Here is a 13,899-nt window from a genome sequence, read left to right as displayed (position 1 = left end):
AGATCTTCGCCGTGTCGACCATCGTTCGGCGGCGGTTCGCATGCAAGCGGAGAACAAGCAACCCGCCCGTGCGCCTGTGCACAGGTGATCAGGTTGATTTCACTTCCTTTTACTCGACATTGGCGGGTCGCATACCGACCTGAGGCGAGCATGTTATCGCGTCGGAGTCTGCGTCCTTTGTCCATATCGAAACTGAGCCGAATCCTCCTCACATCGACGCCATTGATCCTGGCGATCCTGATCATCGCCATGCCGGTTCTCGCCCGGGAAGCGCCGTCCCCCGCCACTGCCCCCGTCGACGTCGAACCGCTGCTGCGGACCGGCGTGACGACGTCGGGCGATCCGATCAGGGCGCCGCAAGGCCCCTTGCAGCTCGTGGCCTCGACATATCGCATCGCCCCCGGCGCGGCGCTGCCGGTGCACCGGCACCCCTTTCCGCGTTACGGCTATGTCCTGTCGGGTCGGCTGATCGTCACCAATGTCGAGACCCAGCGTTCGACGCCGTTCGGCGCCGGTGCGATGATCGTCGAGGATGTCGGGCGATGGCACGAGGCGCGCAACCCGGGGACGCAGCCGGTCGAACTGCTGGTGATCGACCTCGTCGAACCGGCGGCCGGCAACCTGACCCTGCGCGACGACGGACAGCAGCAGCAGCCACCGCGCCCGGACCGGAGCCGGCCCCGGCCATGACATCGACCACCGAGCTGATGCTGCAGGCCCGGTCGATCTTTCCCAATCTCCAGATCACCGCCGATGGCGAGCGCACCGACCGGTCGCTGGCGTTCCGACGGATCGGCCAATATGCGCTCACCCTGCTGCGCGCGCCCGCCAGCAGCGTCGATGCGATCGGGCGGATGTCGAACGAAGCCGGGATGGGCGAGCATCTCAAGCTGATCTGGCAGCTCGACGGGACGATGCGCTACGAGGATCAGGATCGCGCGCTCGATCTGCGCGGCGGCGACATGCTGGTCACCGCGATGGGCGCCGACTACCGGCTCGAAATGGGCGAGAGCCATGAGGCGCTCGTGCTGACGTTCGATCCCGGCAACCATCCGCACTGGACCGACCTCGCCGCGCGGAGCCTGGGCATGGTCGTGCCCGAGATCGCCGCGACCGCGACCGCAGCGGCGGGCGCGCGGAGGCTGCTGTCCGGTGCCGCCAAGGATGCCTCGGCCGAGCAGGCGGTCGAGGCGATGATCGATCTCGCGCTGAAGGGCGCCAGCCCGGACGGCCCCGCGCCGGCGGCGATCCCGCCCCTGATCGCCCGGGCCCGGCTGCAGGTCGCGCGCAACATCGCCGACCCGGCTTATGATCCCGACCGGTTGGCGCGGGATCTGGGCATGTCGCGGCGCTCGCTCTACGCCCGCCTCGCCGACCATGGCATCACCCCGGGGCGGCTGATCCGCGGGGTCCGCCTCGACGGCGCGCGGCGCGATCTCGCCGCATGCGACGGCCGGTCGATCCTGTCGATCGCGCTGGCGAACGGCTTTGCCGACGGCGCCTGCCTCAGCCGGCTGTTCAGGGCGGCATTCGGCGAGACCCCGACCTGCCTGCGCGGCCGATCGGCGGGGTGAACCGCTGTCGGGCGGCGATATGCACGCCCGCACAAGCACCTGCACGCGCCGACAGGCGACCGACGGCGGTCGCGGCTAGTCGCTGCCGGCCGCATGACCGTCTCGCGGCCTTGTTTCACGCGTTGAGGAATCGTCCATGTCGTTTCATTTTCCCCGTCGTCCTCTCGTCCGCGCCGCGACCCTGGTCGCCGCGATCGGCATGACCGGCCTGACCGCGGTCGGCGCCTTCGCCCAGACCATCGACGCGCGCTACGCGGCCCCGTCCGACCGTTCGCCCGGTGCCGCCGCACGCGAGCGTTGCCGCCATCTGTCGAACCAGGCGCCGTTCGTGCCGGGCCCGGGCAATGGCCGGCTGACCGCACCGGCGCGGCCCAGCCCGCAACAGGCCTGCGTTCGCGACAGCCTGCGCGCGGCGCGTTCGCAGGACGTGCTGGCCGGCGCCCATGGTGCCGCCGGCGGATTCACGGGTACCAACTGACGCAATGCGGTGCGGCGGGCGATCCGATCGTCCGCCGCGCCTTGTCTCGTCAGCCGCCGGTGACGGCGGCATCCTCGACCGCGGCGACCGCCGCCTGCGCGACCGCGATGTCCTGTTCGACCGAACCCGCGCTGGCCCCGACCGCGCCGGCGATCCTGCCGCCGACCCGCACCGGCAGCCCGCCACCGAAGATCACCACCTTGCCGTCGTTGCTCTGCTCGATCCCGAACAGCTCGCCGCCCGGCTGGGCGAGGCGGGCGAGGTCCGATGTCGACTTGTCGAACAGCCGCGCGGTTTCGGCCTTGCCGATCGCCAGATCGATGCTGCCGATCAGCGCGCCGTCCTGCCGCACGAAGGCGATGAGGTCGCCGCCGGCATCGACCACGGCGATATTATAGGGAAGGCCGATCGCGACCGCGGCCGCCTCCGCGGCCTCCAGCATCCGCTTGGCATCGTCCAGGGTCAGGCTTGCATAGAGCTGTGGCATCTCGATCCTCGCTTTGCGGCCAGGATCGCGCTTTTGCCGAGCGGGGCAATCGGAGATCGCGAACGGGACTTGTGCGGAATCGCAACAGGACCGCGTCCGCCCGGCGACAGCGCGGTTTAACCTAAATTAACGGGTCGCGCCGGGGCTTCTCCGATAGGCTTTTCGTCTCGACGCGGCCCGCCGGGCCGCATCGACAGCGAGCGATCGGAGCGATCTATGGAATGGAGCGACATCCGCGTTTTCCTCCAGGTGGTGCGCGAAGGCACCATGATCGGGGCCACCGGCGTGCTGCGCATGGATCATTCGACGATCAGCCGGCGGATCTCGCGGCTCGAACGCGAGGCCGGGGTGCAGCTTTTCGAACGGGCGGGCCGGCGGCTGGCGCTGACCGCCGAAGGCGAAAAGCTGGTGACCTCGGCGGAGAAGCTCGAATCGATCATTCTGCGCGAGGTGCTGAGCCTGTCGGACGAGCGCGACCGGATCGTCGGCCCCGTGCGGATCGGCACCACCGAGGAATTCGGCGCCCATTATCTCGCCCCCCGGCTCGCGGCGCTCACCATGGCGCATCCGGGGCTCGAGATCGAACTGGTCGCGCTCCCCCGCGCCTTCTCGCTCGCGACCCGCGAGGTCGACCTGGTGATCAGCCTCGACCGCCCGGTTACCGGCGACGTGCGCTTCAAGAAACTGACCGCGCTCGAATTCGGCGTCTATGGCACCGCCGCCTATTTCGACGAGCGGCCCCGGCCCGCCAGCGTCGAGGAGCTCTCGCTGGAGACCTGGTGCGGCTATATCAAGGAGCTGCTGTTCACCTCCGAGCTCGACATGCTGCCCGGCGGTTCCGACGATATCAGCGTCAAATATCGCACGACCAGCATGACCGTGCAGCTCGGCGCCGCGCTTGGCGGCTATGCGCTGGCGGCGCTGCCCTGCTTCGTCGCCGACGGCCATCCGGCGCTCGAGCGGGTGATGCCCGACGACGCCGCGTTCGAACGGACCTACTGGCTGGCGGTGCACGAGGACCTCGCGCAATATCCGCGGGTCAGGACGCTGATGAACGCGATCGAGACGCAGGTCGCCCAGGACCGGGCCCTGTTCCGGCCGAGCGCGGCCGCGGCGGCGCAGGCGGATGACCTCGTCTCGCGGCTTCGCACCGACCGCGAGCCGCTCGGGGTCTGCTAGAGCATTCTCTAGTCGGGTGGAATCACCTGACGACTCGGAGAATGCGGAAAACAAAGGAAAATCTGGAGCGCTGACCGCTTCGATGTAATCGCTCAGCGCTCTAGGCCATAGTGCTTCGCTTACCCCTTCGTCGCCCCGCACTTGTTGCGGGGTCCATGGCTATCGCCGCACAGCTCACCGCCGAGAATCGAACGCAGCCTTCCTGCGCAGCTTCCTCCACGGGCCATGGCGCCCGATGCACCAGCCATGGCCCCCGCAACAAGTGCGGCGCGACGGGCCCGGTCCGCGCTTACCGACCGATCACGGCCGCACCTTGCGATCGAGGAAATCGCGGATCAGCGGCGCCATGACGTCGAGCCTGTCTTCGAGCGCGAAATGGCCGGAGTCGAGGATATGGATCTCCGCCTTGGGCAGGTCGCGCAGATAGGGATGGGCGCCGGCTTCGGGGAAGATCTTGTCGTTCTTGCCCCAGACGATCAGCATCGGCGGCTGGCGATCGCGGAAGAAGGCCTGGAATTGCGGATAGAGCGGCACGTTGCTGCCATAGTCGCCCAGCATGTCGAGCTGGATATCGCGGTTGCCCGGACGATCGAGCAGCGCCTGGTCATGGACCCAGTTGTCGGGGCTGATGCGCGCGACGTCGCCCATGCCGTCGGTATATTGGAACTTGGTGATGTCCAGCGTGACCAGGCCGTTCAGCGCGTCGCGATTCTTCTGCGAGCGGTCGGCCCAATAGACCTTGATCGGATCCCAGAACGGCGACTGCAGGCCCTCGTCATAGGCGTTGCCGTTCTGGACGATCAGGCCGCTCACGCGTTCGGGATGCTTGAGCGCGAGCCGGTAACCGATCGGCGCACCATAATCCATGACGTACATCGCGTAGCGCTTGGCGCCGAGCTGGGTCACAAGCTTGTCGACGATGTCGGCCTGATGCGCGAAGGTATAGGCGAACTGGCTGTGGTCGGGGGTGTCGCTCTGGCCATAGCCCGGATAGTCGGGCGCGATCACCCGATATTTGTCGGCCAGCAGCGGGATCAGGTTGCGGAACATGTGCGACGAGGTCGGGAAGCCGTGGAGCAACAGCACGACCGGGCCATCGGCGGGACCCGCCTCGCGGTAGAAGAGCTTCACCCCGTCGATGGTGGCGGTCCGGTAATGGATGACCGGCACCGACATCGCCGCCTTCGCCGGGGCGGCGGGCTTGGCGGCGGCCTGGGCGGTTGCGGGGGCGATCGCCGCCGCGCCGGCCAGCGCCAGCGCGAGAAAATGGGCCTTCATATCATGTCTCCATCGCATGGGGCAGACGGCGCGGAGACGAAGCGCCGCACCCATCGCATGCCGATGGGCAAGGCTTTCGCGACAACGCCGTCCCGTTTCGGAAAATCAGCCCGAACAGCCTTACAGCAGGGCCGCCGCCGCCCCCGGTCAAACGAGATAAGCCCGCATAAAATCTGGTAAATCGCGTGCCGGTCGGGCCGCGATTTTCGACTCTTCACAACGCTTAATGCCGCGGGCGACGTGCCCGATGCTAGGTCGAAAGGCCGTAGCCGACGGCCCCGGGGAGAATGGCCATGCAACCCTTTAGCAGTGCGACCGACCGGGCCGCGGCATCGCCGACGCCGATCTTCGCGTCGCATCTGCTGCTCGCCGAATTCCTCCATCGCTCGGCGAATGATTTCGCGGTCGCGTGCGCCGAGGTCCATGTCGCCCGCCGCCAGCCCACGCTCGACGAAGCGCGCGACCGGCTCGCGATCGTCGCCGACCGGCTCCACGCGCTGGCGTCGATCCAGCGCCTGCTCCACCCGCCGAAGGGCGGCGTCATCGACCTCGGCAATCAGCTGTGCGAACTCTGCCACCAGCACGCCCAGGCCCGTTTTGCCGAACAGGGCGCGTTCGTGCGGCTGCGCGCCGGCGACCTGCGGGTCGATGCGCAGCGCGGATGGGCGTTGCTGATGCTGGTTTCCGAACTGCTGACCAACGCCGCCCGCCATGCGTTCGACCGGCCCGGCGGGCTGGTCCGGGTCGAGGCGATCGAGCGCGACGGCGAGATCGTCTGCCTGGTCGGCGACGACGGCGTCGGCATCGATCCCGGCGCGGCCCGGCCACGGGCGGGCAGCGCGATCATCGCGGATCTCGCACGCGACGCCGGCATCCTGCTGGTCACCCACCCGCGCCGGATCGGAACGATGGTCGAACTGCGCCTGCCGATCGGACGCATGGCCTGAACCGCGCCCACCCCCGATTTAACCTTACTTAACCGCCCGCCTCCGCCCGGCTGCGCTAAAGCTAGGCCGATCGAGGGAGGCAATGATGATCCGCTGCCTGCATATGACGTCCGGCCGGCCCCGGCCCGTTCACCCGGCTTACCCCGCGCGGCTGCGGCCCGGCGCGCCGGGAGACTGAGCGATGCTGCCCGAGCCCCTCGAGGAATGCTATGCCTTCGCAAGCTTCCGCCTCTATCCGCAGCAGCGAACCCTGCTGCACGATTCCGAACTGGTCGCGATCGGCGGGCGGGCGTTCGACGTGCTGCTCCTGCTGGTGTCGCGCGCCGGGACCGTCGTCAGCCTCAAGGAACTGATGGACTTCGTCTGGCCGGCGGTGACGGTCGAGGAAGCCAATCTGCGGGTGCAGATGGGCATGTTGCGCAAGATATTGTCGCGCTGCGACGGCGCGCGCCGGGCGATCGAGACGATCGCGCTGCGCGGATATTGCTTCATCCTGCCGGTCCGCCGGCAGCTCGACGACATCGCCGCCGACGGGCAGCGCCTCCCCGCCGGCGCCCGCCTGCCCCGGCTGCTCTATCCGGTCTTCGGACGCGACGAGGCGATCGACCTGGTCGCGCGGACCCTCGACGAACGCCGGCTGGTCACGATCACCGGGCCCGGCGGCATCGGCAAGACCATGGTCGCGGTCGCGACCGCGCATCGCCGCGCCGAGTCCTTTCGCGGCGCGATCGGCTTCGTCGACCTGTCGCAGGCCGGCGATGGCGCCGAGGCCGCGACGGTCATCGCCCTGGCGCTGGGGATCGAGCCGCGCGACGGCGCGCTCGCCGGCCTGTGCGACCGGCTGCACGACCGCGAGATGCTGCTGATCCTCGATACCTGCGAACATATCGTCGGCCCGGTCGCGGCGCTCGCCGAGGCGCTGCTCGCGCATTGCCCTCGCCTCAGGCTGCTCGCGACCAGCCGGGAGGCGCTGCGGGCGAGCGGCGAATGGACGCACCGGCTCGCCTCGCTCGCCTCCCCCGAAGCCGGCGAACCGCTCGCCGAAGCCGATATCGGCCGCTTTCCGGCGATCGCGCTGTTCGTCGACCGGGTGCGGTCCTCGACCCATTTCGCGCTGCACCCCCGCGACCTGCCGACGATCGCCGAAATCTGCCGCCGGCTCGACGGGATACCGCTCGCGCTCGAATTCGCGGCGGCGCGGGTCGCCGACCTCGGCCTGCACGAGATCGCCGCCCATCTCGGCGACTGTTTCACCATCCTCACCCGCGGGCGCCGCACCGCGCTGCCCCGCCACCGGACGCTCTCGGCGGCGCTCGACTGGAGCTATGGGCTGCTGTCCGACGCCGAGCAGCAGGCGCTGCACCAGCTCGCGACATTGCCGGGCGCCTTCACCGCCGAGGATGCGATCGCGCTGTGCGAACGGGTCGGCTGTGCGCGCCCGCCCGAGGCGCTGTCGAGCCTTTACGAAAAATCGCTGCTGTCGGTCGACCTGCGCAGCGAGGCGCCGGTCTATCGCCTGTTCGACACCACCCGGGCCTATCTGGCCGGCGCCGGCGCGAACTGACCGTCGCCACGGACCCGACCCACCGGTCCCGCCAATATCCTGAACTGAAGCAGATAAGCGACGGTCGGGCACCGATGCGCTCTTTTGGCCGCGCCCGTCTTGATGCTAATCGACGCGCCGTCGGCGCTTCGACCGGGGCGGCGTCGCGCCGCCCGCATCCAGGCGGGCGTTGCAAAGGGTCGGCTTGCCTGGGACGGGGTATTTTTTGGGGAGGCGATCGACCATCCTGGCCGCGGCCGGCGTCGCATTGGCGCTGGCGGCGCCGGCGCGCGCGGACGAATCCGACGGAAAATTGTCGATCGTCCTGAACGCGGGCCGGCTGGCCGACGCGCTGCAGGCGCTATCGGTCAAAAGCCGCGTCGGCCTGCTGTTCTCGCCGGCGGTGGTCGGCGACCGCCGCAGCCCGCGCGTCTCCGGGACCGGATCGATCGAGCGGATATTGCGCGCGCTGCTCGCCGGATCGGAGCTGTCGTTCCGCCGCACCGAGGCAGGCACGATCATCATCTTTCCGTCGCCCGCGGTCGCACCCGCCGACATATCGTCGCGGGCCGAGGAGATCATCGTCACCGCGTCGCCGCGCGCGGGCACGCTCAAGCGCGACGGCGATACGGTGGTCGACACGGTGACCGAACTCGAGGTGCGGCGGCTGCCCAATCTCGACCTGTCCGACGTGCTGGCGCGCCTGCCCGGGGTCCGCCGCAACGAGACCCAGAGCGGCGAGAGTCGCTACGTCCAGATCCGCGGGCTCAACAATGCGGCGGCCTCGCAATCGATCGACGGGGTGCTGCTGACCAATTACATCAACAGCTCGCGCGCCGCCTCGACCGAGTTGCTGCCGTCGAGCTTCGTCAAGAACATCGTCATCACCACCACCGTCACCCCCGACCTCGACGAGAATTCGAACGCGGGGCATGTCGCGCTGACGACGATCAGCGGCCTCGACGGCGATGGCCGCCATCTGCTCGAACTGCGCGCGCTGGGTGGCGCCAACAGCCATTCGGACGGGGTCGTCGGCACCCGGCAACCGGTCCGCGCATCGGCCACCTGGCGCGGCACGCTCGACGCGGAGGGCCGGGTCGGCCTCGCGGCGAGCGCCGGCATCGACCGGCTCGGATCGCGCCAGAATGCGGTCTCGGTCACAGGCTTCACCGATGTCGGCGGCGCGCTGGCGCCGAACGGCACGCTGACCCGGGGCGAGACCTACACCAACACCCAGCGCATCTCGGCGGTCGCCCGCCTCGATCTGCGGCCGAGCGACCGGCTCGCGCTGTTCGCCGAATATTTCTATCTGTCGCACCATTTCACGACCGACCAGCGGACGTCGAGCGTGACCGTCGACGCGGCGGATGCGCGCATCCTGTCGGGCGAGACCGGGCAATTCGACCGCGCCGGCGCGACGATCGGCTTCAACCATGCGGAAAGCCCGCTGGTCCGCGATCATATCGTCCAGGCCGGTATCGACCATGATCTCGGCGGCGATGGAACGATCTCGGCACGGTTCGGCGCCACCTTCAACCGGGTGAAGGCGAGAAGCATTGCGACGAGCGGATTTTCAGCGCCGATGGCGGCGCTCGCCATCCCGGTCGGCTATCGCTTCGCGAGCGACCGGCTGGAGCTTTCGCCGGGCGTCGCGGCGCTGCTGGTGGACCCGGCGAACTACCGGCTCGGCGGCAGGATCGTGGTCAGCGACATCGCAAGCCACGACCGCAATCTTTTCGGGCGGATCGACGTCGCCCGCAATGCCGGCCCGGGCGATCGGGGTTTCGGGATCAAGGCCGGCGCCCAGATCAAGACGCTCGACCGCAACAACCGCCAGCGCGGTTATGCCCGCATCCTGCCGGCCGGCCAGTCGATCGGCCTGGCCGAGGTGACGGGCGCGTCGACGGTCGCGATGTTCGACCCGATCGACTGGAACCGGGATCACTTCCTGACGCTGGTCGAACAACGCGGCATCCCCTCGCCCGACGCCAACCGGCTTTACGAAGCCGACCCCGCCGACGGCTATGGCCAGGATTTCAGCGGCACCGAACGGATCGCCGATCTGTACGGCATCGCCTCCTATGCGATCGGCCGCGCCCGGCTGTCGGCGGGCCTGCGCGCCGCGCACACCCACCGCACGCTCGACCAGTTCGAACCCGACGCGATCGGCCGCTGGGGCGAACGCCATTACGACCAGTCCTACTGGCACCTGCTGCCCAGCCTCCATGGATCGTTCGACCTGAGCGCGCAGGTGAAGCTGCGCGGCGCCTTCACCCGGACCCTCGAACGGCCCGCGATCGCCAGCGCCTCGCGCCGGCTGATCACCAGCTACGACACGCCGGTCACCCGGTCGATCAGCTATAGCGATCCCTATCTGCGACCGATCCGGTCGACCAATTTCGACGCGTCGGTCGAATATTATCATGGGTCGCACGACGCCTATCTCTCGGTCGGCGGCTTCTCCCGCTATCTGCGCGATATCCCCGCGGTCAGCAGCAGACAGTCGATCGCCGCGGACGGGGTGCGCGAGATCGTCACCTATACCAGCAACGTCACCGCGGTGAACGGCAGCAAGGTCTATGGCCGATCGCAGGGGATCGAGATGGTCTGGTCGGATCCGCAGATCCGCCTCTTGCCGCGGCGGTTCGGCAATCTCGGCGCGATGCTGTCCTATGATTATATCGTCTACCGGACGACCGCGATCGATGGCGGCGGTGGCGTAGCGGCAAGCGACACCCGGCTGGTCGATGCCGGCCCGCGCCATTATTTCAACGCCTCGCTCTTCTACAATCGCGGCCCGCTCGCCGCGAACCTGTTCGTGCAGGAGATATCGTCGGTTCCGGTGATGAGCTACGATCCAGCCAACGACCGCCGGACCAAATATGATCCGCTGATCGAGGTCCAGCTGAGCTATGCGATCGCGACCAATGCCCGCCTGGTGGTCGAGGCGCGCAATCTGCTCGATCAGGACATCGTCGATCGCTACGGCGTCACCGGCTATGCGGCCGCCCAGCAGACCCGCAACAATGGCCGGACGCTCTGGATCGGCGCGCAGTTCACGCTGTTCTAGAGCATTTTCAAGTCAGGTGGAATCACCTGACGGCTCGGAAAATGCGGCAAACAAAGACAATTTGGAGCATGTCCTGATCAACCTGATCAGGACATGCTTTAGACCCGGCGCCGTCCGGTATAGATTTCCCGCAGACATGCGTCATCGGCCACGGCGAACGGGGCCAGTGGCGGCTCCGGCAAGAAGGGGCGGTGTTTGGGAGGTCGATCGAAACGCCTTCTCGCGCTCGGCGCGGCGGTGGTGCTGGCGATGCCCGCGCAGGCGAGCCGGCGCGACGCGACGCTGTCGATCACCCTCCAGGCCGGCCGGCTGGACGAGGCGCTGCGGACCCTGTCGATCGCGAGCGGCACCGGCCTGCTCTTCCCGCCCGACCTCGTCGGCGACCGCCGCAGCCCGCGCGTCTCGGGCACCGGCCGCCTCGAGACGATCCTCGACAGGCTCCTCGCGGGGTCGGGGCTCGCCTATCGGCGCACCGGCGCCGGGACGATCATCCTCTATCCCGCGCCGCCGATCGCGACGCCGCCGGCGATCCCCGAGATCCTGGTGATCGGCCGCAAGACCCAGAATGAGGATATCCGCCGCACCGAGAACGACGTCCAGCGCTACCAGATCCTCGATCCGGCGACGATCGCGGCGTCGCAGGCGGACAATCTCGACCAGATACTGCGCAGCCGCGCACCGGCCGACGCGACCAGGCGGTCGGCGGCGCAGAATCCGATCGGGACGCTCGCCGGCAGCCGTTCGGAGATCGACCTTTACGGGCTGGGCGCGAACCAGACGCTGGTGCTGATCGACGGCGCCCGCATGCCCGGCATCGCGTCGCTCATTCCCTTTTCGACCTACCAGCCCGATCTCAACGCGGTGCCGTTGCGGGCGATCGAGCGGATCGAGCTGCTCGCCGCGACCGCGAGCGGTATCTACGGCCCCGGCGCGACCGGCGGGGTGGTCAACATCATCCTCAAGCGCGACTATCGCGGCGCCGATGTCGCGCTGAGCTACGGCCTGACCGATCGCGGCGACGCCCCCGCCCGGCGCATCGACGGGCGGATCGGCTTCACCCCCGATGGCGGCCGCACCGACGTGATGATCGCCTTCGCGCACGCGGCGACCGCCGGGCTCCGGCTGGGCGATCGCAGCTATGCGGTGCGGGCCAGGCAGATCGCGATCGACCGGGATCCGATCGGCTTTCTCCAGCAGCTGCCGGCGGTCGACGGGCTGCTCGTCCGCAGCCTGTCGGGGGGAGACCTGTCGCTGAAGCCGGCGCTGGGCGGCACCGCGCTGGGATCGATCGTCAGCTTTCTTCCGACCGGATATGCCGGGATCGCCAGCGACGGCGGCGCCGCGCTGATCGCCAATGCCGGGCAAATCCCGGCGACCCTGTCGCGCGACGCGCGGGGGACACGGCAGAGCCTGACGAGCGACACCCGGATCGACTCGGTCCTGCTGAACCTGCGCCACCATCTCGGCGACGATATCGAGGGGTTCGTCGACCTCATCGGCCTGCGCAACCAGGGCCGGGCGCTGACCGCGGCCAATGTCGGCTATGCGCTGCTGTTCGGCACGACCGCCAGCAACCCCTTCGCCCAGAATGTGCTGGTGACCTTCCCGCTGCCCGGCTTCGAGACCCGGCTGCGCAACGAGGTCCGCACGATCCGGCTTTCGGCCGGCGCGATCGCCCGCCTGTCGCCGCGCTGGCAGGCCGAAGGCCGGTTCAGCGCGGGCTGGGTGCGCAACCGCATCGCCATCGACGGCGCTTCGCTCAACGACGGCTTCATCCTCGCGGCGGCGCTGGGCCAGCCGGGCGCCGGCGGCGAGCCGGTCGCCGATCCGTTCGGGTCATGGTCGCGCTTCGTCGCGGCGCTCCAGGCCTACAGGACGCCGCTGGCCGGGCATTTCACCGGCCGCCTTCGGTTCAGCGACGCCAGCCTGCGGCTGGCGGGCCCGATCGTCGACCGGGAGGCAGGCAGCGTCTCGCTGTCGCTGCTCGCCGAACGCCGCCGTGAAACGACGCTGGCGTCGCCCTCCAGCCAGACCGTGTCCGGCGCGACCCAGCTCGGCAGCTCGGCCGGGTTCGCACAGGCGGTGTCGTCGCTTTATGGCGAGCTGCGGGTGCCGATCGCGCCCCGCGACGCGGCGGCGTCGCCGGTGCGCGGTCTCGAGCTGCAGCTCGCCGTCCGCCATGACCGCTTCGGGACGCGGTTGCCCCGGATCGCGCAAGGGGCGGCGACCGCGGACGACTACAGGCTGTTCCATCGCGGCACCGCCTATACGCTGGGCCTGCGCGCCTTCCCGGTCGACCGGCTGATGCTGCGCGCGAGCATCGCCACCGGTTCGCTGCTGCTGCCGACCCCGACCCAGATCGCCAGCGGCGCCGCGCTGCTGCCCGTGCCCGCCGCCGATCCGAAACGCGGCGGCCGGCCGACCGGCAGCGAAGGTCCCTACACCGTCCTGCTCGGCGGCTCGCCGCGGCTGAAACCCGCCCATGCGCGAACGCTCGCCTTCGGCGCGGTGCTCAATCCCGACGGGCCGGGCCGCCTGCGGGTCACGCTCGATTATAGCCATATCGTCATGCGCGACGAGATCGTCGCCTCGCCGACATATCGCTATCTCCTCGCCAATGAAGACCGTTATCCCGACCGCATCGAGCGCATGCCGCTCACTCCGGCCGACATCGCCCAGGGCTTCACCGGCGGGATCGTGACACGGATCGACGCGACCGCGTTCAACGCCGGCAGCACCGTCGCCGACATAGTCGAGCTGCGCGCCGCATATCCGATCCCCGACGGCGCCGGAGGCACCGTGACGCTGCACGCCGACGCGATCTGGCAGCCACGGCTGAAACGGATACGCGTCCTCGACGGCCCCGCCGTCAACCTGGTCGGCTATGCCGACGGCCCGCTGCGATGGCGCGGCAATATCGGCGCCCAATGGACGCATCGCCGCCTCACCATCGCGGTCGACGGGCAATATCATGGCGGATATCGCGCCATCGATGCGCCGAGTGCGGCGCTGGACGGGGTCGACCTGCCCGGCACCGATATCCCGCCGACATTCTATGTCGACCTCTCGATCGCCTACAGGTTCGACGCGCCCGCGGCGACGCCGTTGCGCGATCCCGAGCTGCGCTTGGGCATCTCCAACCTGTTCGATCGGGCGCCGCCGATCCTCGCCAGTTCGGATTTCAGCGCCGGCTACAGCTATGACGGCGATCCGCGCGGGCGGCGCTTCACGCTGACGCTGTCGGCGCATTTCTGATTTCACCTCATTTTACCCGGGGATCGGATGTAGATTTTTCCGGCGCGTGCGTTTGCCTCGATGATGACAGGACGGCGGCCGCGGCGGA

The 13,899-nt window shown here is 69.0% G+C and carries 10 protein-coding genes; 8 read left to right on the top strand and 2 right to left on the bottom strand.

Annotated elements, in window-relative coordinates; genetic code table 11:
* Positions 1 to 249 precede the first annotated feature (249 nt).
* The 3 genes from AC1RM6_RS13160 to AC1RM6_RS13150 all read left to right on the top strand — a co-directional run bounded on the left by AC1RM6_RS13160 (position 250) and on the right by AC1RM6_RS13150 (position 2,052).
* The gene (locus AC1RM6_RS13160; protein ID WP_493101865.1) at positions 250 to 690 is read left to right on the top strand and encodes a cupin domain-containing protein; all 441 of its coding nucleotides are present in this window, start codon (positions 250 to 252) and stop codon (positions 688 to 690) included.
* Positions 687 to 1,574: an AraC family transcriptional regulator gene (locus AC1RM6_RS13155; protein WP_493101863.1), complete on the top strand. Its 888-nt coding sequence runs from the start codon at positions 687 to 689 to the stop codon at positions 1,572 to 1,574. Before AC1RM6_RS13160 ends, AC1RM6_RS13155 begins: the two co-directional genes overlap by 4 nt.
* A 136-nt stretch (positions 1,575 to 1,710) precedes the next feature.
* Positions 1,711 to 2,052 (top strand): hypothetical protein, encoded by a 342-nt coding sequence (locus AC1RM6_RS13150; protein ID WP_493101861.1) that lies wholly within the window; start codon positions 1,711 to 1,713, stop codon positions 2,050 to 2,052.
* 49 nt (positions 2,053 to 2,101) lie between these two features.
* Here AC1RM6_RS13150 and AC1RM6_RS13145 read toward each other — a convergent pair whose 3' ends face one another.
* Positions 2,102 to 2,539 (bottom strand): GlcG/HbpS family heme-binding protein, encoded by a 438-nt coding sequence (locus tag AC1RM6_RS13145; RefSeq protein WP_493101859.1) that lies wholly within the window; start codon positions 2,537 to 2,539, stop codon positions 2,102 to 2,104.
* Between the two features lie 216 nt (positions 2,540 to 2,755).
* Here AC1RM6_RS13145 and AC1RM6_RS13140 point away from each other — a divergent pair, with 216 nt between their 5' ends.
* Complete coding sequence (locus tag AC1RM6_RS13140) at positions 2,756 to 3,718, top strand: LysR family transcriptional regulator (RefSeq protein WP_493101857.1); 963 nt, start codon at positions 2,756 to 2,758, stop codon at positions 3,716 to 3,718.
* Between the two features lie 300 nt (positions 3,719 to 4,018).
* On the opposite strand, the gene AC1RM6_RS13135 is transcribed toward AC1RM6_RS13140, so the two are convergent.
* Entirely contained in the window at positions 4,019 to 4,996 is a 978-nt protein-coding gene (locus tag AC1RM6_RS13135) for an alpha/beta fold hydrolase (RefSeq protein ID WP_493101855.1), read from the bottom strand.
* A gap of 293 nt (positions 4,997 to 5,289) precedes the next feature.
* Between AC1RM6_RS13135 and AC1RM6_RS13130 the strand changes: the two genes are divergently transcribed.
* From AC1RM6_RS13130 to AC1RM6_RS13115, 4 genes are all read left to right on the top strand, one after another.
* Positions 5,290 to 5,943, top strand: a complete 654-nt coding sequence (locus tag AC1RM6_RS13130) for an ATP-binding protein (protein ID WP_493101853.1) — start codon at positions 5,290 to 5,292, stop codon at positions 5,941 to 5,943.
* Between the two features lie 181 nt (positions 5,944 to 6,124).
* Positions 6,125 to 7,507: an ATP-binding protein gene (locus AC1RM6_RS13125; protein WP_493101851.1), complete on the top strand. Its 1,383-nt coding sequence runs from the start codon at positions 6,125 to 6,127 to the stop codon at positions 7,505 to 7,507.
* Between the two features lie 205 nt (positions 7,508 to 7,712).
* A complete protein-coding gene (locus AC1RM6_RS13120) occupies positions 7,713 to 10,556 on the top strand; it encodes a TonB-dependent receptor (protein ID WP_493101850.1) in 2,844 nt (947 codons plus the stop codon).
* 195 nt (positions 10,557 to 10,751) lie between these two features.
* On the top strand, positions 10,752 to 13,811 hold the full coding sequence (locus AC1RM6_RS13115) for a TonB-dependent receptor (protein WP_493101848.1): 3,060 nt from the start codon (positions 10,752 to 10,754) through the stop codon (positions 13,809 to 13,811).
* The last annotated feature ends 88 nt before the right edge of the window (positions 13,812 to 13,899 follow it).

Source organism: Rhizorhabdus sp. GW822-FHT03C02, from assembly GCF_058801765.1.
The sequence above is the reverse complement of the archived record's forward strand: the minus strand, read 5'-3'. Positions and strand labels throughout refer to the sequence as shown.